This is a genomic window from Listeria monocytogenes (genome assembly GCF_013282665.1).
Taxonomy (GTDB): Bacteria; Bacillota; Bacilli; order Lactobacillales; family Listeriaceae; genus Listeria; species Listeria monocytogenes_C.
This window is the reverse complement of the sequence record NZ_CP054041.1, coordinates 625007-643797: the sequence shown is the minus strand read 5'-3', so window position 1 is coordinate 643797 and position 18791 is coordinate 625007. Positions and strand designations below refer to the sequence as shown.

The 18791-nt window shown below is 36.5% G+C and carries 19 protein-coding genes and 1 pseudogene; 11 read left to right on the top strand and 9 right to left on the bottom strand.

The genetic code is table 11. The features are described 5' to 3' along the window. Nucleotide 1 precedes the first annotated feature (1 nt). The 4 genes from addA to HRK21_RS03190 all read left to right on the top strand — a co-directional run bounded on the left by addA (nt 2) and on the right by HRK21_RS03190 (nt 5926). On the top strand, nt 2–3709 hold the full coding sequence (gene addA / locus HRK21_RS03205; protein ID WP_070005820.1) for a helicase-exonuclease AddAB subunit AddA: 3708 nt from the start codon (nt 2–4) through the stop codon (nt 3707–3709). Then, the gene (locus HRK21_RS03200) at nt 3710–4558 is read left to right on the top strand and encodes a fumarylacetoacetate hydrolase family protein (protein WP_069887777.1); all 849 of its coding nucleotides are present in this window, start codon (nt 3710–3712) and stop codon (nt 4556–4558) included. Between the two features lie 19 nt (nt 4559–4577). Then, nucleotides 4578–4940 carry a YisL family protein gene (locus HRK21_RS03195; protein WP_069887778.1) on the top strand — a complete coding sequence of 121 codons (363 nt, stop codon included), beginning with the start codon at nt 4578–4580 and terminating at the stop codon, nt 4938–4940. An 83-nt stretch (nt 4941–5023) separates the two neighbouring features. Then, nucleotides 5024–5926, top strand: a complete 903-nt coding sequence (locus tag HRK21_RS03190; RefSeq protein WP_003723662.1) for a YitT family protein — start codon at nt 5024–5026, stop codon at nt 5924–5926. Nucleotides 5927–6003: 77 nt separating this feature from the next. Here HRK21_RS03190 and HRK21_RS03185 read toward each other — a convergent pair whose 3' ends face one another. Then, nucleotides 6004–6849, bottom strand: coding sequence for a Cof-type HAD-IIB family hydrolase (locus tag HRK21_RS03185; protein WP_077905690.1), 846 nt, complete (start codon nt 6847–6849; stop codon nt 6004–6006). 117 nt (nt 6850–6966) lie between these two features. On the opposite strand from HRK21_RS03185, the gene yjfP reads away from it, so the two are divergent. The 3 genes from yjfP (at nt 6967) to HRK21_RS03170 (ending at nt 9047) form a co-directional block, all read left to right on the top strand. Continuing rightward, on the top strand, nt 6967–7719 hold the full coding sequence (gene yjfP / locus HRK21_RS03180; RefSeq protein ID WP_003729958.1) for an esterase: 753 nt from the start codon (nt 6967–6969) through the stop codon (nt 7717–7719). Nucleotides 7720–7783: 64 nt separating this feature from the next. Then, the gene (locus tag HRK21_RS03175) at nt 7784–8092 is read left to right on the top strand and encodes a metal-sulfur cluster assembly factor (protein WP_003720638.1); all 309 of its coding nucleotides are present in this window, start codon (nt 7784–7786) and stop codon (nt 8090–8092) included. A gap of 79 nt (nt 8093–8171) precedes the next feature. Then, entirely contained in the window at nt 8172–9047 is an 876-nt protein-coding gene (locus tag HRK21_RS03170) for a GNAT family N-acetyltransferase (RefSeq protein ID WP_070005821.1), read from the top strand. Here HRK21_RS03170 and HRK21_RS03165 read toward each other — a convergent pair. Next, on the bottom strand, nt 9038–9388 hold the full coding sequence (locus HRK21_RS03165) for a PTS sugar transporter subunit IIA (RefSeq protein ID WP_003739609.1): 351 nt from the start codon (nt 9386–9388) through the stop codon (nt 9038–9040). The genes HRK21_RS03170 and HRK21_RS03165 overlap by 10 nt on opposite strands. A gap of 150 nt (nt 9389–9538) precedes the next feature. Here HRK21_RS03165 and HRK21_RS03160 point away from each other — a divergent pair, with 150 nt between their 5' ends. The 3 genes and pseudogenes from HRK21_RS03160 to HRK21_RS03150 all read left to right on the top strand — a co-directional run bounded on the left by HRK21_RS03160 (nt 9539) and on the right by HRK21_RS03150 (nt 10755). After that, on the top strand, nt 9539–9730 hold the full coding sequence (locus tag HRK21_RS03160; RefSeq protein ID WP_003739608.1) for a hypothetical protein: 192 nt from the start codon (nt 9539–9541) through the stop codon (nt 9728–9730). A 35-nt stretch (nt 9731–9765) separates the two neighbouring features. Beyond that, nucleotides 9766–10070, top strand: a pseudogene (locus HRK21_RS03155) (hypothetical protein). A gap of 163 nt (nt 10071–10233) precedes the next feature. After that, nucleotides 10234–10755 carry a type 1 glutamine amidotransferase domain-containing protein gene (locus tag HRK21_RS03150; RefSeq protein WP_003739607.1) on the top strand — a complete coding sequence of 174 codons (522 nt, stop codon included), beginning with the start codon at nt 10234–10236 and terminating at the stop codon, nt 10753–10755. A gap of 40 nt (nt 10756–10795) precedes the next feature. Here the strand turns inward: HRK21_RS03150 and HRK21_RS03145 are convergent, their stop codons facing one another. Together HRK21_RS03145 and HRK21_RS03140 are read right to left on the bottom strand one after the other, a co-directional pair. Then, nucleotides 10796–11062, bottom strand: a complete 267-nt coding sequence (locus tag HRK21_RS03145; protein WP_003737336.1) for a hypothetical protein — start codon at nt 11060–11062, stop codon at nt 10796–10798. Nucleotides 11063–11171: 109 nt separating this feature from the next. Continuing rightward, nucleotides 11172–12464: an NCS2 family permease gene (locus HRK21_RS03140; protein ID WP_070005822.1), complete on the bottom strand. Its 1293-nt coding sequence runs from the start codon at nt 12462–12464 to the stop codon at nt 11172–11174. Nucleotides 12465–12636: 172 nt separating this feature from the next. On the opposite strand from HRK21_RS03140, the gene HRK21_RS03135 reads away from it, so the two are divergent. Beyond that, the gene (locus HRK21_RS03135) at nt 12637–13266 is read left to right on the top strand and encodes an HAD family hydrolase (protein ID WP_069887782.1); all 630 of its coding nucleotides are present in this window, start codon (nt 12637–12639) and stop codon (nt 13264–13266) included. A gap of 41 nt (nt 13267–13307) precedes the next feature. Here the strand turns inward: HRK21_RS03135 and HRK21_RS03130 are convergent, their stop codons facing one another. The 5 genes from HRK21_RS03130 to HRK21_RS03110 form a co-directional block, all read right to left on the bottom strand. After that, complete coding sequence (locus tag HRK21_RS03130) at nt 13308–14456, bottom strand: pyridoxal phosphate-dependent aminotransferase (protein WP_070005895.1); 1149 nt, start codon at nt 14454–14456, stop codon at nt 13308–13310. A gap of 75 nt (nt 14457–14531) precedes the next feature. Then, the gene (locus tag HRK21_RS03125; RefSeq protein ID WP_069887783.1) at nt 14532–15257 is read right to left on the bottom strand and encodes an amino acid ABC transporter ATP-binding protein; all 726 of its coding nucleotides are present in this window, start codon (nt 15255–15257) and stop codon (nt 14532–14534) included. Continuing rightward, a complete protein-coding gene (locus HRK21_RS03120) occupies nt 15250–16710 on the bottom strand; it encodes an ABC transporter substrate-binding protein/permease (RefSeq protein WP_003739603.1) in 1461 nt (486 codons plus the stop codon). The genes HRK21_RS03125 and HRK21_RS03120 overlap by 8 nt, the downstream gene beginning before the upstream one ends. 188 nt (nt 16711–16898) lie before the next feature. Beyond that, nucleotides 16899–17897, bottom strand: coding sequence for an inorganic phosphate transporter (locus HRK21_RS03115; protein WP_003731870.1), 999 nt, complete (start codon nt 17895–17897; stop codon nt 16899–16901). A 13-nt stretch (nt 17898–17910) separates the two neighbouring features. Beyond that, nucleotides 17911–18531: a DUF47 domain-containing protein gene (locus tag HRK21_RS03110; RefSeq protein ID WP_070005823.1), complete on the bottom strand. Its 621-nt coding sequence runs from the start codon at nt 18529–18531 to the stop codon at nt 17911–17913. Between the last annotated feature and the right edge of the window lie 260 nt (nt 18532–18791).

The window sequence follows — 18791 nt, the reverse complement described above, 5'->3', positions numbered from 1 at the left end:
CATGAGTTTAAATATACCGTCAAAACCAGATGGATCATTATGGACAGACGACCAATGGAAAGCTATCCAGGCTAAAGGCAATAATATACTTGTAGCTGCTGCTGCTGGCTCTGGGAAAACAGCTGTCCTGGTCACTAGAATCATTGAAAAGTTAATAGATGAGTCAACAAACCTAAATGTAGATGAGTTACTAATTGTAACTTTCACGAATGCTTCAGCTGCTGAAATGAAGTTTAGAATAGGCAAAGGACTGGAAGAAGCTCTGGGACAAAATCCAGATTCAGCCCATCTGAAAAGACAAGTGGCATTACTTAACTATGCTTCTATTTCAACCCTCCATTCCTTTTGTTTAGAAATTATTCGAAAATACTATTTTGAGGCAGATATTGACCCAAGTTTTCGCTTAATCGAGCCAATCGAAAGCAGCATGATTCGCGATGAGGTTTTAGAAAGTTTGCTAGAACAAGAATATAGTATCGAAAATAATGAACCTTTTTTTCATTTGGTAGAATCTTTTACAGGAGATCGTTCAGATGCAGAATTGAACGCATTAATATCTAAACTATATGATTTTTCAAGAGCCAACCCAGACCCAAACGCTTGGTTAGAAGCAATGGTGAACTTTTATAATACAGAAAAGATTACTTCGATTGTAGAGTTACCTTATTTTCCAATTATTAAAGAAGATATTGAATTAAGAATTAATCAAGCTAAAAACTATTTATTAAACGCAATAGATTATGCAAATGAAACTAGTGGTCCAGCACCTTATTTAGCTACTCTAGAAAATGACTTATCCCAAATTCAAGCATTGTCAGAGTTGAACTGGAGTAGCTGGACACACCTGAAAACATCTATTGAAAACATAGATTTCAAGCGTATTCCGACACTTAAAAACAAAAGTGATTATGATGAGATATATGTGGAAGAAACGAAGAAATTTCGAGATGCGGCTAAAAAAGAAATGAAAAATATCGTAACTGACTGGTTTTCGAGAGAAGAAGTAAATTACTTATCTGACTTAGAAAAAATGAAGCCAGATATCCAAACTTTGAGCGAATTAGTCAAAAAATTTGCTACAAATTTCTTTGAAGAAAAACAACAAAGAGGAGTATTAGACTTTAACGATTTAGAACACTTAGCATTAAAGATTTTATTGAATGAGAATAAAGCTTCAGAAGTTGCTCAAAATTATCAAAAACAATTTAAAGAAGTATTAATCGATGAGTATCAAGATACCAATATGGTGCAAGAAACTATTCTACGCCTTATAACGAACCCCAGTGAAGCGCAGGGGAATCTATTCATGGTTGGAGATGTGAAACAATCTATCTATCGCTTTCGTTTAGCAGAGCCAACGCTATTTATGACGAAGTATCAAGCATTCCAACAAGATGGCAGTGGAAATGGGATACGCATTGATTTATCGCAGAATTTTAGGAGTAGGAAAGAAGTTTTAGATGCTACCAACTTTATATTTCATCAATTGATGGATAAACACATTGCTGAAATTGATTATGATACCGCCGCAGAATTGACTTTAGGTGCAAATTTTCCTGAAACAAACGCGATGGCGACGGAGCTTTTACTAATTGATATGAAGTCTGAAGATACAGAAATAGAAGATGAATTATCGCCTCAAGAATTACAAAAAAATCAAGTAGAATCACGCGCGATTGCCATGAAAATCAGAGAAATGATAGACGATAAGTTTCCTATTTATGATAAAAAACTCAAACAAAATAGGCCTATTCAATACAGAGATATCGTTATTTTATCAAGGGCGATGACGAGCGCTCCGGACATGGAAGAAGCAATGAAAATTCAAGATATCCCTTTTTATGCGAATAATAACTCAGGTTATTTTGAAACAACAGAAGTAGCTACAATGATTGCGCTTATGAAAGTAGTAGATAATCCTTACCAAGATATTCCACTTGCTGCTGTTTTACGTTCACCAATAATTGGCCTAAATGAAGAAGAGTTGGGGCAAGTTCGTATGGCCAAGAAGAAAGGGTATTTTTATGACGCTTTGTTAGCTTATAAAGACATAACCGTTTCGGAAACAGCGAATAAAATTAGTAACTTTGTTCAACAATTAAACAATTGGCGTGAATTGTCCATTCGAGAAAATTTAACGTCATTGATATGGCAAATCTATCAAGAAACTAATTTTTATGAATTTGTGGGTGGCTTACCAGGTGGCAAACAACGCCAAGCTAATTTACGAGCATTATACGACCGCGCTAACCAATATGAAAAAACATCTTTCCGTGGTCTGTTCCGTTTTATCCGTTTTGTTGAACGATTAGAAGTTCGAGGTGATGACCTAGGGACCGCAAAAACACTTGGTGAAAAAGAAGATGTTGTTCGCATGATGACAATCCATGCGAGCAAAGGGTTGGAATTTCCTGTAGTTATTGTTTCTGGGCTAAGTAGAAAGTTTAATATGCGGGATATTTATAGCAAAACATTGTTAGATAAAGATTATGGTTTTGCATCTAATTACCGAGATGTTGAGAAAATGATTGTTTACCCAACGATAATGCAGCAGGCAATAAAGCAAAAAAAATCTCGTGAAATGATTGCAGAAGAGATGCGTGTTTTGTATGTTGCGCTTACTCGTGCAGAAGAAAAGTTAATTTTAGTAGCAACGGTACCTGATTTTGAAAAAACAAGCAAAAACTGGTTGCAAGTTGCAAAAGAAAAAGAAACTATTCTACCTGCATCCACAAGAGCGAAAGCGAAATGCTATTTGGATTGGATAGGAAACGCAACGATTAGACATCCTGCTTTTAAAGAATTGTTGTGTGAAGAAATGATTCAAACACTTTCAACAGAGATGAAACTACAAATTGAAATAAAAACAAAAGAAATGTTTCTAGCTAATGACATAGAAAAGACAGAATCAGATAAGTGGTTGGAGAATATAAAAGAACATCAGCCAGTGCCTGTTCAAAGTCCATATAAGGACGAAATTCAGCGATATATGGAGTATGAGTACCAAAATGAAGCGGCAACTGAAATACGTGCTAAACAGTCCGTCACAGAGCTTAAGCGGCAATTTTCTTTGCAAGATAGCTGGAGTGATACTACCCTGTTAAAAGAATTCCAAAAAGTATCACTAGATAGACCCAAATTCTTACAAAAAAATAAACTCTCTGCAACAGAAATTGGTACGGCAATGCATACTCTTATGCAAGCAGTTTCGTTAGATTATAAACCTACAAAGGAAGATTTGGAACAACTTTTACAAATGATGCAAGAAAAAGATATCTTAACAGAAGTGCAAATTAAAGCAATTAACATTAAACAAATATTAGATTTCTTTGAATCTCCATTAGGGAAAACAATGCTTCAGAAAAAAGATTTAGTAAAACGCGAAGTGCCATTTAGTTATTTGCTTCCTGTGTCAGAGTTGTATGAAAACGTTGATTTAGACGAACGAGTACTTATTCAAGGTGTTGTGGATAGCATGATAGAAGAGGAAGAAACGATTACTTTAATTGATTATAAAACAGACAAAATAGAAGGAAGATATGCTGATTGGAACGCTGCTGAAAAAGTAATGAAAGAACGATATCATATTCAAATCAAGCTTTATGCAGAAGCGATTCAAGCGATTAGCGGTAAAGAAGTCGCTGCAGCTTATTTATATTTCTTCGATGGACAACATATATGCCAAATAAACACAAAGGAAGGTCTTTAAATGAAATGGTTGAGTTATCTGTATGAAGGGGATTTGGCTTATGGTATTTTAACACCTGACAATAAAATCATCCCTGCTGGAACAGTTTTTTCGAATCCGCCAGCTACTCTTTTAGATTTTATTAAAGAAAAACCGTTTGTTCCAGAATTAACAGGAATTGACGGGCATATCGATTTAGCCGAAGTAGAAATTCAAGTACCTTTTGTTCCGCCAAATAACATTATTGCAATTGGAAAAAACTATTATAATCATGTGCTAGAGATGGGAAGCAAGGAAGACGTTCCAGAGCACATTCTTGTATTTACAAAGAGTGCTAATAGTCTATTACCACATAATGGCAATATTGAGCTACATCAAAATATAACGAGCCAATTAGATTATGAGGGAGAACTTGCTGTTATTATAGGGGAGAAAGTAAGAGACGTATCTGAACAAGAGGCTTTATCTGCCATCTTTGGATTTACTATTTTAAATGATATTACAGCTCGCGATCTTCAGAAAAAACATAAACAATTTTATTTAGGGAAAAGTCTTGATGCAAGTTGTCCGATTGGTCCATTCGTATTGGAAAATAACGCGAACAAAGAGCTTGTTTTCCACATTGAAACCAAGGTTAATGGCGAAGTAAGACAGTCTGACTCTACCGATAAATTTATATTTAACTTAGCGAGAATTATTTCAGATTTATCCAAAGGGCATACGCTGCTTCCGGGAGATATAATTGCTACAGGGACTCCAAGCGGTGTGGGAAATGGAATGACACCACCAACTTTTCTACAGAATGGGGACATTATCGAAATTACTATTGATAAAATTGGGACACTGATTAACAAAGTGAAAAAATCTTAATAAGAAAGAGGGATGTATTATGTGGGGTTATATTCATTTGATTTCATGGGTGGCTATTGTTGTACTAACGGTTACAGCTCTACTCATTTATTCGAAATCGACAAAAAGCTTTACAATGTTACAAATGATTAATCGAGTTTTTTATATACTTGTTATTTTGAGTGGAATTATGATGGTCAAATACAGCATAGAGCAAAGTTGGATTCTGGCGATATTTAAAATTCTGATGGGACTCATTGTAATTGGTGTTGTGGAGATGCTACTTAGTTATAGAAAACAACAAAAACCAACAGGAATGTTTTTGATGATTTTTGTAATTGTAGTAGTGATTACCATCTCGTTAGGCTTCTATTTATCAGGCGGCTATCCATTATTTAATTAAAAATCAAAAAAATAATGAAAAAGACTTCTCTTTTCTCTGGAAAGTTGGTATGTTATGTTAGGGCCAAAAAAGGAGAGAAGAAAATGAGTTCAAAAATAGTATATAAAGAGTATGCTAAAAAAACCGCCATTGCAATAATAGCAGCACTTTTAAATGCAATAGGCATGAACTTCTTTTTAATACCAGCACAAGTTTATGCAGCTGGATTAAATGGGGTTGCACAACTAGGTTCAGACATGTTACGTGATTCAATGAATATTTCTATTTCAACAGGGCTGCTCGTTCTGTTATTAAATATTCCAGTGGCAATTTTAGGTTGGTTAAAAGTTGGGAAATCATTTACTGTTTTCAGCTTTTTGACAGTTGCTTTTATGTCCTTTTTCTTAATTGTTATTCCAGAGGTACAAGTATCTAATGATATTTTGCTTAATGCCATTTTTGGTGCATTAATTGCATCTGTAGGGATTGGTCTGGCTTTGAAATTCGGTATCTCTACTGGCGGACTAGATATAGTCGCAATGTATATCACTATTAAAACAGGACGTTCTTTCGGGAAATACTTCTTGCTTCTAAATGGAGTTATTATTATTGTAGCGGGCTTTGCATATGATTGGACATTTGCGCTATATACGCTCATTTCTTTATACGTTCAAAGCAGAGTCATCGATATTATTCATACAAGACATCAGAAATTGACAGTGATGATTATGACGCAACATTCCGAAACAGTAATTAAAGCAATCCATGAAAATATGGTGCGCGGAATTACGGTTGTTGATGCAATGGGAGGCTATTCAAAGGAAGATGTAGCAATGCTTATTATGGTGATTACGCGTTATGAACTATATGATATTACGCACATTGTGGGAGAATTTGACTCTAAAGCATTTATTAATGTCATGGAGACCTCAAGCGTATTCGGTGATTTTCGTTCAGAAGCAGATCAAAAATTAGCAATGGCGATGTATAAAAATAAAATGATGTAAAAAAGCTGCAAAGTAATGGCTCTTGAATCAAAAATTAGCATTCCTAACTTTTGTAAGACATTACTTGCAGCTTTTTATTATAAGTTTAAGTTTTCTTCCAAATAGACTGCGATACCATCGTCTTGATTAGATGTTGTTACTACGTTGGCAACATTTTTCACGGATTCAGCGGCATTTCCCATAGCAACACCAACGCCGGCATAATCAAGCATTTGTAAATCATTCGTTTCATCGCCAAATGCAATGATATCTTTACGGTCAAAACCAAGTGTTTTAGCAGCGGCTTGAACGCCGATGGCTTTATGAATACCGAATTTAATAATTTCTACAGCTGGCCAGGCAGATGCACCCCATGTATGGTGAGAAATAACACCAGAAAGAGACTCATCCAAGTGTTTACTAATTAAATCAAGTTGGTCCATTTTTCCGAAAAATAATAATGAAGTAGCATCTGACTTAATAGCATCACGGATGTTTCCGAATACAATATTTTCAGTACCTAAATGGAATGTTTCGGGAACGCTATTGTTTCGTTCTTTTAAGAAGACATTATCTTGTACTTCTGCTGCGATATTATCTAATGAAAAGCCGTTGGAAAAATCAAGTAACTCGTGAACAACTTGTAAATCAATGGCATGGTGATAGCCTTCCGCAAATGTAGTAAGTCTAGGATGATGATACACGGCACCATTGAAATTTACGATTGGTGTGGTTAATCCGAGTTCATGATAGTAAGAACCACTAATTCGATATGGGCGTCCAGTCGCAATCATTACTTCATGACCGGCCATGCGCGCCTTTTCTAAAGTGCTTTTTGTATGCGAAGAGATAGTTAAATCATCTCTAAGTGTTGTCCCATCAAGGTCTAGTACGATTAATTTTTTAGACATAGTTTGCTCCTTTAATTCATATGTTTGGTTCAAAGCTGCCCTTCATGCTAAAATAAGGGCACACATTAATGATAGACGTTTATCACCATTTTGTAAATGATTCCGACCTTTACAATAGCTTAATAAACCCAATAGAAATGAGGCTTCACAATGATTCAAGTGGAAAATGAACAAATTGCGGGAATACCAGTTTTACATATTAGTAATAGTGAAAATGCAGATAAAATGTTACCAACGATTATCTTTTATCATGGCTTTACTTCTCAAAAAGAATTATATTTACATTATGGTTATTTACTTGCGCAACGAGGCTTCCGCGTGATTTTGCCAGATGCGAAGTTGCATGGCGAGCGCCTACAAGGAGCAAATCCGGAAGATCAAGCTACATTTTTTTGGGATGTGATTGAAACAAATATTACGGAGTTCCCGTTGATTACAGATGAGCTAATTAAAGCTGGGAAAACAGATGCGAATCGTATCGGTGTTGGCGGAGTTTCCATGGGAGCTATTACTTCGCTTGGTCTTCTTGGGCTATATGAAAATATTAAAGTAGCTGTTAGTTTAATGGGAAGTGCCTATTATGTTGATTTTGCTAAAGAGTTATCCAAATATGCGTTGGCGCAAGGGTTAACATTTCCGTTTGATGTGGATGAACGGATTTTAGCGCTACAAAAATATGATTTAACTCAAAATATCACCAAAATAAACAACCGACCATTGTTACTTTGGCATGGCAAAAAAGATGATGTGGTACCTTTTGCGTACAGTGAAAAATTATACCAAACACTAGTAGAAGAAAGCTTGGCAGATAATGTGCAATTTATCATTGACGATAATGCGAAACACAAAGTTTCTGTTGAAGGGATGCTACAAGGAGTCAGCTTTTTCGAGAAATTCTTATAATGAAAATCATTCTCATATATGATACAATAAATGTACAAAATGGCAAAAAGGAGGCATATGCTTCATGGATGAGCAACTGAAAGAAAATCTAATGGGCGCACTAGAACAAGTTATCGATCCAGAACTTGGAATTGATATTGTGAATATTGGGCTTGTATACGATGTTGAATTAGATGATGACGGACTTTGCACAGTATCAATGACGCTTACAACAATGGGTTGTCCGCTTGCTGGTATTTTGACTGAGCAAGTACAGATGGCGCTTAGTGATATTCCAGAAGTGAAGGATACAAATGTAAATCTTGTTTGGAATCCACCTTGGACTAAAGATCGTATGTCACGCTATGCAAAAATAGCGCTTGGAATACGTTAAATTAAATAAAAATGAGCAGGTAGGACGTGTTTCGCGTTGTACCTGTTATTTTTATACGAAGGAATAGAGGATTAGAACGATGAATTATGAAATGATAAGTGATTATAAAGATAATAAAATGTATCGTGATAGTTTTAATAAGCTTGCTGAAAGTACATTTGATATTAATTTTGAAGAATGGTACAGTGACGGCTTTTGGAATGATAAGTATGTTTGTTATTCTTATATTGATGATAATAAGGTGATTGCGAATGTCTCTATCAATAAGATGAATCTAATTTACCAAGGGGAAGATTACCGCGCCTTGCAAATTGGGACAGTAATGACGCATCCGGATTATCGGGGGCAAGGACTTGCTAAAAAATTATTAGAGCATGTCATAGCAAAATACGAAGACCAGTATGATTTTCTTTATCTATTTGGGAATGATACGGTACTGGATTTTTACCCGAAATTTGGATTTGAGCGTGTGGAGGAAAGCAGTTTTACTGTAGATGCTTGCAGTTTGAAAAGAAAAGCTAGTAATTTAAAAAAGCTGAATCCCGGTAATAAAACGGATTTTCAGCTAATAAGTCGTATTGTATCCGAAAGAACGCCACTTTCTAAGATTCTAGATGTTCGAGAAAGTGAAGATTTGTTGATGTTTTATGTATTGATTGCGTTGAAAAATGAGCTTTATTATATAGACGAATTAGATGTAATTGTACTGATGGAGCAAGAAGATGCTGATTTATATGTGCTAGATATACTTAGTACGAAAAAACTAGATGTGGTGGAAGTTCTAAGTTATCTACCTATCAAAAAAATCGAAACAATTCATCTTCTTTTCACACCGGAAAAAAGCAAATACATTGATGCAGCACATATTATTGAAACCGAAGATATGTTATTTGTACGCCCGAATATACTAACGAGTGAGAATTATTTCTTATTCCCAGCTACATCTCATGCTTGATTTTCAAGTTTAGTAAGTCGTTCTTCTAAGTGTTGTTGACGTCTATATTGTTCAATAATTCTCTTAGCGAGTTGCAATTCTGCTTGTGCGGTCATTAAGTGATCTTGCCCGTGAATAAGTAAAAACGAAGGATGTGCCACTGTTTCTGAGTCACGAATGGATACTAATTTTGTTTGCCAAATATGGCCTTCTTGGAATTGATCTTGCGCGATTTGTAAATGTTTATCGGCTTCATCGAATTGATATTTTTCTGCATAATCAATAGCTTTATATGCTTCTTTGCGTGTGTTTCCGCCATGCAAAATGAGTTTTACAACAGCTTCTTCTACTTGAATTTCCATTTTTCCACCCCAACAGTTGATAGTTTTCTTTTATTGTAGCAAATGCCAGAACGATATGACAATAAATTAGCAATAAATCAGCCTATGGAACGATGTGTTTCAGGTTGTGTAGCGTATAATAAACAATAGAAAAGGTGTGGAGGGATTAAAATGGAAGAACGTTTATACGAACTTGAAGATAAAGTACAGGATCTCGAGCTTGAAGTGCATGATTTGCGCGATAGAATTCAATTACTCGAAGATAAACCAGATGTTCGTTCTAGCTTACTTGGTCATAATGTATGGGTCTTAATTCCATTAGTCGCTATTATTTCGTGGATGATTGTAGAAATATTTAGTTAAAGGAGACCAAGAATGGTTTCCTTTTTGTTTATAATATAGTAATTTTTGTACGGAAAAAATAATAATAGTAAGGCTGTTCTTGTTTTTCTTTACTTCGTCACAAAAAATCTATATTTATTTACTTGCTTTTTTCAAGAACAATAGTAAAATAAGTTATAGGATAGAGTTTTACCTCGATGAAAGTTTCATTTTTATTAATGTGATTTTCATGGGGATAAGACCCTATCATGGTTATAATGACTTTTGGTGTATCCATCTTCCAATAGAATGGCAACTAGTCAGACATCTGTTTAGACACCAAAATCATTATTTGTTTTCATTCATCTCATTGGCCGTGTAGTTCATGTCTATGCCTCATCCCGTTATGCATAGGCGCGCGAACATGATGGCAACGCTGGAAATGTTTATTTCGAGCGTCTTTTTTTGTCTTCTTTTATAAGCGGAATAATTTAATAACAATCTAGTTATTGTTATACTGTAGAAGAGGATAGGAGGAGATTTATATGACTTTAAAAGGTAAAAAAGTTATTGCGCTTGTCAGTGAAGACTTTGAGGATTTAGAACTTTGGTATCCAGTGCTTAGATTACGCGAGGCAGGAGCTTCGGTGCATCTAGTGGCTGAAGAAGCAAAGAAAGTTTATCACGGTAAGTACGGAGTTCCTGTTACTTCTGACTATGATTTTGATTCTGTTCGCGCAGAAGATTATGATGGAATTTTAGTTCCGGGTGGCTGGTCCCCAGATAAATTACGCCGTTTTGATAGCGTGCTAGATTTGGTTCGTGCGTTTGATAAAGCGAAAAAACCAATTGGACAAATTTGCCATGCTGGATGGGTACTTGTTTCTGCCGGGATTTTAGAAGGCGTGAATGTAACAAGTACACCAGGAATTAAAGATGATATGACGAATGCGGGTGCTATTTGGCATAATGAGCCTGTTGTAACAGACGGCCACATTATTTCAAGTCGCCGCCCACCAGACCTTCCAGAATATTTACCAGCGTTTATTTCTGCTTTAGAAGATTAAAAAAGAAGCATTTCCATTTTTGGGAATGCTTCTTTTTAGTTTAAAAGTAAAAAGTAACGATAAAGCCGATAAAACTAGGAATTGCTGCAACTAAAAGCAGGATACTCCAGCGTAATTGGCTTTTTCGACTAGGATTTCCACTACGGCCACCAAAAGAAACGAATGCGGAGAGAATAATGGATGCAAAGACAATGATGGTAGTAACGATGGAATATAATGTGGATACAGTGTAATCAGGTATCAAAAAGCTTGCTAGAAAAACAACAACAGCAAGTGCGACACCGGCTAGCAGTGATTTTAAAAACACAACAAGTTCAACTCATTTCTAATTAGTTTCTCTCTTCTTTATAGCAAAAGAGCCAGTATTTGTCCAATAAAAAAGCGCCTACCCTGAATTCGGTAGACGCTACTATTTGTTAATGTGGTAAAAATGCCACAAGGATGAAGAATAATACAGCGATAACGATTAGGAACCAATTAAGTTCGCGCCATTTACCAGTGAAAACTTTTAATACTGGATAAGAAATGAAGCCAAATGCTAGGCCGATAGCAATGCTTGAAGTAAGTGGCATTGCTAGAATAACTAAGAAAGCAGGGAAAGCTTCATCTAATGTATCCCAGTCGATTTCTTTTACAGCACCAATCATCATGCTACCAACAATGATAAGTGCTGGTGCAGTGATTGCAGAAATTCCTGAAACAGCGCCAACGAGTGGTGCAAAGAATGCTGAAACCATGAAGAGGATGGCTACTGTAAGCGTAGTAAGACCAGTACGTCCACCAGTCGCAACCCCTGCGGAAGATTCGATATAAGCACTTGTTGGTGTGGTACCAAACATCGAACCAACACTTGTTGCAACTGCGTCAGCCATTAAAGCTTGTTTGGCATTTGGCAGTGATTCACCTTTCATTAGGCCAGCTTTTTTAGCGACACCAATCATTGTTCCAGTTGTATCAAAAATCGTTATGAGCAAGAAGGACAAGACGACGGCATAAAGCCCGTAACTCATCACATCACCAAAAGCGTTAAATGGATTAGTGAAGACGAATTCTGGCATCGGAGGAAGTTTGACAATACCTTCTGTGAATTTTAGTTCACCAGTGATAAACGCGATAATACCAGTTGCAATCATTCCGATGAATAAAGCCCCTTTTACGTTTAAAGCGAGCAAAATTAAAGTGATTAAAAGACCGACAATAGCTAAAATGGCTTCTTTAGAATGTAAGTCACCTAAACCTACTAAGTTAGAATCATTAGAAACGATAATACCTGTCATACGGAAACCGAGGAAAGCGATAAATAAACCTATACCAGCTGTGATCCCAGCTTTTAAATTATGTGGAATAGCTTCAATGATTTTTTCACGAAGCGGTGTTAAAGATAGTAATAAGAAAATAATACCTGCTACAAAGACCGCAGCGAATGCGACCGAATAATCTAGTTTTTGAGTTGTAACTACTGTCACGAAATAAGCATTCATACCAAGTCCTGGCGCAATCGCGATTGGATAGTTAGCGAAAATCGCCATCCATAATGTACCGATAACTGCTGAAATGATTGTTGCCATGAATACAGTGTTGAATGGAACACCTGCTGCGGAAAGAATTGCGGGGTTAACTACTACGATATATACCATCGTTAGGAATGTAGTAAAACCAGAGATAACTTCCGTTTTAACATCTGTACCGTTTGCTTTTAATTGAAACATGCGTGTGTTTCACTCCTTTTTTAAAATCATGCTTAATGGTAAATGACGAACATTAAAAACCACAAATACAATATTATTCGTTTTTTACTAAAAAAGCAACCCTTTTTCGAAGATTTCTTAAATAGTTTATCTATGTTACAATAAAAGTATCACTTATACTAGGAGGATGCATGTGAAGGCAGTTGTTTTTGATTTTGATGGAACTATGCTTGATACGGAAAATTTATGGTATACGGAGACAATGAACTATTTGAAAGAGACGTACGACATTGATTTACCAGACGAAATTTATCAACAAATTATCGGCACAAGTGAAGAACCAATTATTCGCTATATGATGGAAGCGACGAACGGGACTTTTGATAAAGAAGCTTTTTTAACTACCGTGGCGGAAGCTTGTCATCTTGGCCAACAATCACTTGGCTTTCGTGATGGTTTTAAAGAATTTTTTGAACAAGTAAAGGCAAATAATTATAAAATAGGTCTTGCAACGAGTTCGGGATTTGACTGGATTGAGCCTACGCTGGATCGTCTAGGCATTTTAGCTGATTTTGAGACAATACAAACGGCAGACCATGTGGATGAAATTAAGCCACATCCAGCACTTTACTTACAAGCTGTGGAAGCGCTTGGGGTTAAACCAGAAGAAGCCATTGCAATAGAAGATTCCAAAAATGGCGCGCTGTCAGCAATGCAGGCTGGGTTAAAAGTGTATATCGTACCGAATGAAGCGACAAAAAATATCACTTTTCCAAAAGAAGCGACAGTTGTTTCTTCTTTTGCAGATATTAATTTGAAATAAAAAAGAGCAAACTTGCCTATGAAGCGAGTTTGCTCTTTTAATTAAAAGGTTAATTTAGCGAGGCGGTTAAATGCTTCCTCTAGCACGCTGAGGTCTTGGGTTGCGGCTAGGCGAACATAATTATCACCAGATTCACCGAAAGCTAGTCCAGGAATTACGAGGACTTGTGTTTCTTTTAAGACATATTCTGTAAACGAAACGGAATCCATATTTGTTTTAGAAATGTTGATAAAGGCATAAATCGAACCTTTGAGTGGATGTAAAGAAAGATATGGGATTTCTTCCACCCGTTTTGCGATGTATTCTAGGCGTTTTTGGAAGGTTTCTGTTACTAAAGGAATTAGTGTCTCAGAATGATTTAACGCGTAAATAGCAGCTCTTTGAGATGGTGTAGGGGCTGAATAAGTAATTCCTTCATTAATAATCTTTGCAGCTTCGTTTAAATAAGTAGGAGCAATCATATATCCTAGACGCCAACCGGTCATTGCGAAGTTTTTAGACATACTACCGAATGTAATTGTGTGATCTGGTGCGAATTTGGCCATTGGCACGAAGTCTTCATAAAAACTGAATCCATCATATACTTCATCCGATAAAATAAAGAAATCATATTTTTGGGCTAAATTGGCGATTTTTTCAAACGTTTCTGGTGAAAAAACAGCACCGGTGGGATTATTAGGTGAATTTAAAATTAAAGCTTTCGTTTTATCAGTAATGGCAGCTTCTAAAATATCGACATTAATCGCAAAATCGTCTTTTTCATAAGTTGGGATAATGATGGGAGTACCACCAGAATTCAACACTTGATCTTTATACGGGGAGAAGTAAGGTTCATGGATAATGACTTCATCGCCGTCGTCAAGAATGGTTTGCAAGGTTAGATACATACCATGAAGCGCACCAACTGTAGCGCGGATTTGGCTACGTTCAAAAGACAAATCATAATTACGGCTAAAATAACCACGAATGGCGTCGATGAGTTCCACATCTCCACCAGATTCTGTATATTTTGTATGGCCTGCTCGAACGTCTTCAAAAGCAGCATTAATAATCGATTCATCCGTAATTAAATCAGGATCACCGATGGATAAATCGAGAATATCAGGCATTGTTTTGGCAAGTGTGCCAATATCAGCAAGAATGTTCACAGGCATTTGTTGATGTTTTTTAGCAATTTTTGAGTTATTCATCATGTTTAATTAGCTCCTTTTTTCTATAAGTGCAGATAAACGCCTCACCTGAAATAGGCGAGACGTAATCTATGTTTATGCTAATACTTTTCCTAAAAAGTCTTTAGTACGATCGTTTTGTGGATTTCCGAATACTTCTTCGGGCGTGCCTTGTTCTTGAATCACGCCGGCATCCATGAAGACAACATGGTCGGCAACTTCTCTTGCGAAGCCCATTTCGTGCGTTACGACAACCATCGTCATGCCTTCTTTAGCAAGCGACTTCATAACACTTAAAACTTCACCGACCATTTCAGGGTCAAGTGCGGAAGTTGGTTCGTCGAATAACATGACGTCTGGATTCATTGCAAGCGCCCTGGCAATGGCTACACGTTGTTGTTGTCCGCCAGAAAGTTGGGAAGGATAACTAGTTGCTTTATCAGCTAGGCCGACTTTTTCCAGGAGTGAAAGAGCGTGTTTTTTTGCAGCTGCACTATCTTCATTTTTTACTTTCATAGGCGCTAACATTAGGTTTTCAAGAACATTTTTATGTGGAAACAAGTTAAAGTTTTGGAAAACCATACCCATTTTTTGACGAAGTTCGTTGACGTTTGTTTGTTTCGCCATTAGGTCTTTGTTTTCGAAAAGAATCGTGCCGGTTGTTGGTTGTTCTAATAAGTTCAGGCAACGTAGAAAAGTACTTTTCCCGCTTCCGGAAGGGCCGATAACTACGACCACTTCTCCAGATGCGATTTCAAGGTCAATACCTTTTAAGACTTCTAATTTGCCAAAATGTTTGTGTAAATTTTTAATATTAATCACTTGTTCTCATTCTCCTTTCAGCAACACCTAGTAGTCTCGACAGGCTAAATGTTAGTACAAAGTAGATTAACGATGTAATAATTAGCGGGATAAATGGCTTGAAGCTTGCGCCTTGTACTACGCCAGTCATAAACATTAGCTCTGTTACACCAATAACGGATACGATGGAAGATTCTTTAATAACAGTAACGAATTCATTCCCAAGTGCAGGAAGAATATTTTTCACGGCTTGCGGTAAGATGATGTAACGCATGCTTGCGCCTTGTGTCATACCAAGGGAACGAGCTGCTTCCATTTGACCTTTGTTAACAGCGGAAATACCTGCCCGGATAATTTCAGCAACATAAGCAGCACTGTTGAGCGATAGGGCGATACAACCAGAAACAAAGGCGGAAACGTCCATACCGATAATTTGAGTGCCGAAAAAGACGATGAAAATTTGAATTAGAAGTGGCGTACCACGGACAAATTCAATATAGCATGCTGCTGGCCAGCGTAACCACCTTGTTTTCGCTAGTTTCATGAGAGCGAGTAATGAGCCGAGAATGGCGCCACATAACACACCAATAGCAGCAAGAGCAATGGTGATTAATGTACCAGTAATAAAGTAATTACCATATTTTTCGTAGAAACTACCATCTTGGAACATTAGTTTATTGGCTTCTTTTTGATATTTTTTCAGTAAGCCGGTATCTTGTATATCTTTAATAGAAGCGTTGACTTTTTCTTGTAAAGCTGTAGAACCTTTTGGCATGGCGATGGCTGTTTCTTTGCTACCGTTAGCAAATTTGATATCGGCCATAGCAAGTGTCTTATCTTGACTAATATATGCTTCAGCAACAGGACCTTCTAAAACAACGGCATCGACCTTGTTGCTTTTAAGGTTAAGAATAAGATCTGGTACTTTCTGAAGGGAAACAACTTCTGAACCAACTAGTTCGTTTTGAGCTAATTCTTCTTGTGTCGTTTGTTTTTGGGCACCAACTTTAACACCGTTAAAATCATTCACGCTTGTAAACTTATCTTTATCCGTTTTTCTAATCACGACACGTTGCTGAACGAACATGTATGGATCTGAGAAATCCACTTCTTTTTGACGTTCGGGTGTAGGTGACATCCCGGAAATAATCATATCAATCTTGCCGGTTTTTAGTGAACCAAGCAAGCTGTCGAAATTCATTTCTTTAATGTCTAATTTAACATCTAAATCTTTGGCAATTTTTTCCGCAATACTTACATCAAAACCAACGACTTTATCTTTACCGTCGATTGTTTGATGAAATTCATACGGTGGATAGTCAGCGGAAAGGCCAACTGTTAAAACGCCTTTTTCTTGAATTTTAGTTAAAGTTTGATCTTCTGTATCAGCGGCGAACACAGTTGTGAAGCCGGAAAATACAACTATAAAAACAAGTAAAATTGCTGCAAACTTTTGTAATAAATGCTTCTGCATAAGTACAACTCCCTTTAGTATTTGAGTAATTTATAAACAATGAATCGTTATTACCGATGTTTATTATAATACATCAAAATGAGTAAATATGCAATATGTTTTTAAAATAATCTCATTTCACATTATATTTATTAGTTTTATTCAAAAAAATGTATAAAAAGAGCCTTGCACTAGCAAGGCTCTAAATGTTATAGAATGAATCTTAGTACATAGAAGATAAGTGCTGCAATCGTTGCAGAAATAGGAAGCGTGATAACCCATGTAATAATCATGCGTTGTGCAGTATCCCATTTTACACCTTTGACACGGTGAGCTGTTCCAACACCAAGGATAGAAGAGCTGATTACGTGTGTTGTACTAACTGGTAAATGAATGAAAGTAGCACCGAAAATAATGATAACGGAACTTAAATCAGCCGCTACACCATTAACAGGTTTGATTTTCATGATTTTACCACCGACAGTTTTGATGATTTTCCAACCACCAATACTCGTACCAATCGCCATGGCAATCGCACAGGATACTTGAACCCATAATTGCACATCATCCGTTGTTTGGAAACCACTAGCAATTAATGCCATTGTGATAATCCCCATTGATTTTTGCGCATCATTAGTTCCGTGTGTGTAAGATTGTAGTGCAGCAGTTCCGACTTGAATCATCCGGAAGCGCCGATTGGTCGTGGCTAAATTTAAGTTCTTCAAGAAAATCTTAAAGAGTGAATATATTGTGTAACCGACTACGAAAGCAAGTACAGGAGATACTAATAAACCAACAATGATTTTAGTAAATCCGCTGTATTCAATTGCTGCAAACCCTGCTGATGCAATGGCTGCACCGGCGATGGATCCAATCAAGGCATGGGAGGAACTACTAGGAATTCCGAAATACCAAGTGATTAAGTTCCAAGCAATAGCTGAAAGTAATGCCGCTAAAATAACAAGTTCCCCGTGATCTAAGTCAAATGGGTTAACAATGTCTTTTGTAATGGTTTTAGCAACCCCTGTGAATGAAATAGCACCCACAAAGTTCATTACGGCAGCAAGAATAATCGCATGTCGTGGTTTTAAGGCTTTTGTAGAGACACTAGTCGCAATTGCGTTAGCTGTATCATGAAACCCATTGATTAGGTCAAATGCTAGCGCGGCAAGTACGATGACGAGGGTGATGAGAAACATTCCTTCCATCTATCTAGGCCCCTTACGCATTTTTCATGACAATTGACTCAAGCGTATTCGCAACGCTTTGACAACTATCAGCAATGTCTTCTAATTTTTCATAAACTTCTCTTAGACGAATTAGTTTAATTGGATCTTTTTCATTTTGGAAAAGTTGGATTAGTGATTCGCGGTAAACATCATCACATTGGGATTCGTAATCTTTAATTTGGATCGCAAGTTTACGAACGTCTTTTAGTTTTTTATCAAAAACAAGATCAACTGCTTTTTCGATTTCAACAGTGCTTGCTTGAATAGCTTGGATAAATTTAATCATGTATTCATCATAATGAGTGATTTGACAGATTTCTAGTGAGAAAGCTGTTTCATCAAGTGCGTCCATTACGTCGTCTAAACGGTTAGTAAGTTCTAACATGTCCTCACGTTCGATTGGTGTAATGAAAGCGTCGTTTAATTCCATAATCATTTTGTGAACCATGGAGTCTCCAGCTGTTTCATATTCTTTGATTTTATTCGAGAAAGTATGTAAATCCTCCACCGAATTAATGTTGTAAGTTGCAAAGAAATTTGCACCTTCATGTAAATTTACTGCAATGTCATGCAACAACGAAGCAAAACGGTCTTTTTTATTTTTAAAAGCCATTTTCTTAATTCCCCCGATCATTTTTGGTCATTAATAATCAGCTCGCTTTTACTTTGAAAAGGGAGCTTTTTTCTTAACGATAAGTTAACAAAAACAAATAAAAAACTTGATAGATCTTTACCACAAATTAATACTAACATAGGATGGGAATAAATAGGAAACTTTTTTTTGGCTGCTCTGCAAATAAACGTTCTGACAGCGTTTCCAATGGCTGTTTTTAGGTATTTCACTAAATGAATAAAAAAAGTGGAGTTTTTGTG

Coding starts and splice junctions, on each gene's coding strand:
- HRK21_RS03190 (WP_003723662.1), top strand. CDS start 5,024: ATGAGTTCAAAAATAGTATATAAAGAGTATGCTAAAAAAACCGCCATT.
- HRK21_RS03165 (WP_003739609.1), bottom strand. CDS start 9,388: ATGGAAATTCAAGTAGAAGAAGCTGTTGTAAAACTCATTTTGCATGGC.
- HRK21_RS03175 (WP_003720638.1), top strand. CDS start 7,784: ATGGATGAGCAACTGAAAGAAAATCTAATGGGCGCACTAGAACAAGTT.
- HRK21_RS03130 (WP_070005895.1), bottom strand. CDS start 14,456: ATGAATAACTCAAAAATTGCTAAAAAACATCAACAAATGCCTGTGAAC.
- HRK21_RS03140 (WP_070005822.1), bottom strand. CDS start 12,464: ATGTTTCAATTAAAAGCAAACGGTACAGATGTTAAAACGGAAGTTATC.
- yjfP (WP_003729958.1), top strand. CDS start 6,967: ATGATTCAAGTGGAAAATGAACAAATTGCGGGAATACCAGTTTTACAT.
- HRK21_RS03195 (WP_069887778.1), top strand. CDS start 4,578: ATGTGGGGTTATATTCATTTGATTTCATGGGTGGCTATTGTTGTACTA.
- addA (WP_070005820.1), top strand. CDS start 2: ATGAGTTTAAATATACCGTCAAAACCAGATGGATCATTATGGACAGAC.
- HRK21_RS03150 (WP_003739607.1), top strand. CDS start 10,234: ATGACTTTAAAAGGTAAAAAAGTTATTGCGCTTGTCAGTGAAGACTTT.
- HRK21_RS03160 (WP_003739608.1), top strand. CDS start 9,539: ATGGAAGAACGTTTATACGAACTTGAAGATAAAGTACAGGATCTCGAG.
- HRK21_RS03115 (WP_003731870.1), bottom strand. CDS start 17,897: ATGGAAGGAATGTTTCTCATCACCCTCGTCATCGTACTTGCCGCGCTA.
- HRK21_RS03120 (WP_003739603.1), bottom strand. CDS start 16,710: ATGCAGAAGCATTTATTACAAAAGTTTGCAGCAATTTTACTTGTTTTT.
- HRK21_RS03110 (WP_070005823.1), bottom strand. CDS start 18,531: ATGGCTTTTAAAAATAAAAAAGACCGTTTTGCTTCGTTGTTGCATGAC.
- HRK21_RS03170 (WP_070005821.1), top strand. CDS start 8,172: ATGAATTATGAAATGATAAGTGATTATAAAGATAATAAAATGTATCGT.
- HRK21_RS03200 (WP_069887777.1), top strand. CDS start 3,710: ATGAAATGGTTGAGTTATCTGTATGAAGGGGATTTGGCTTATGGTATT.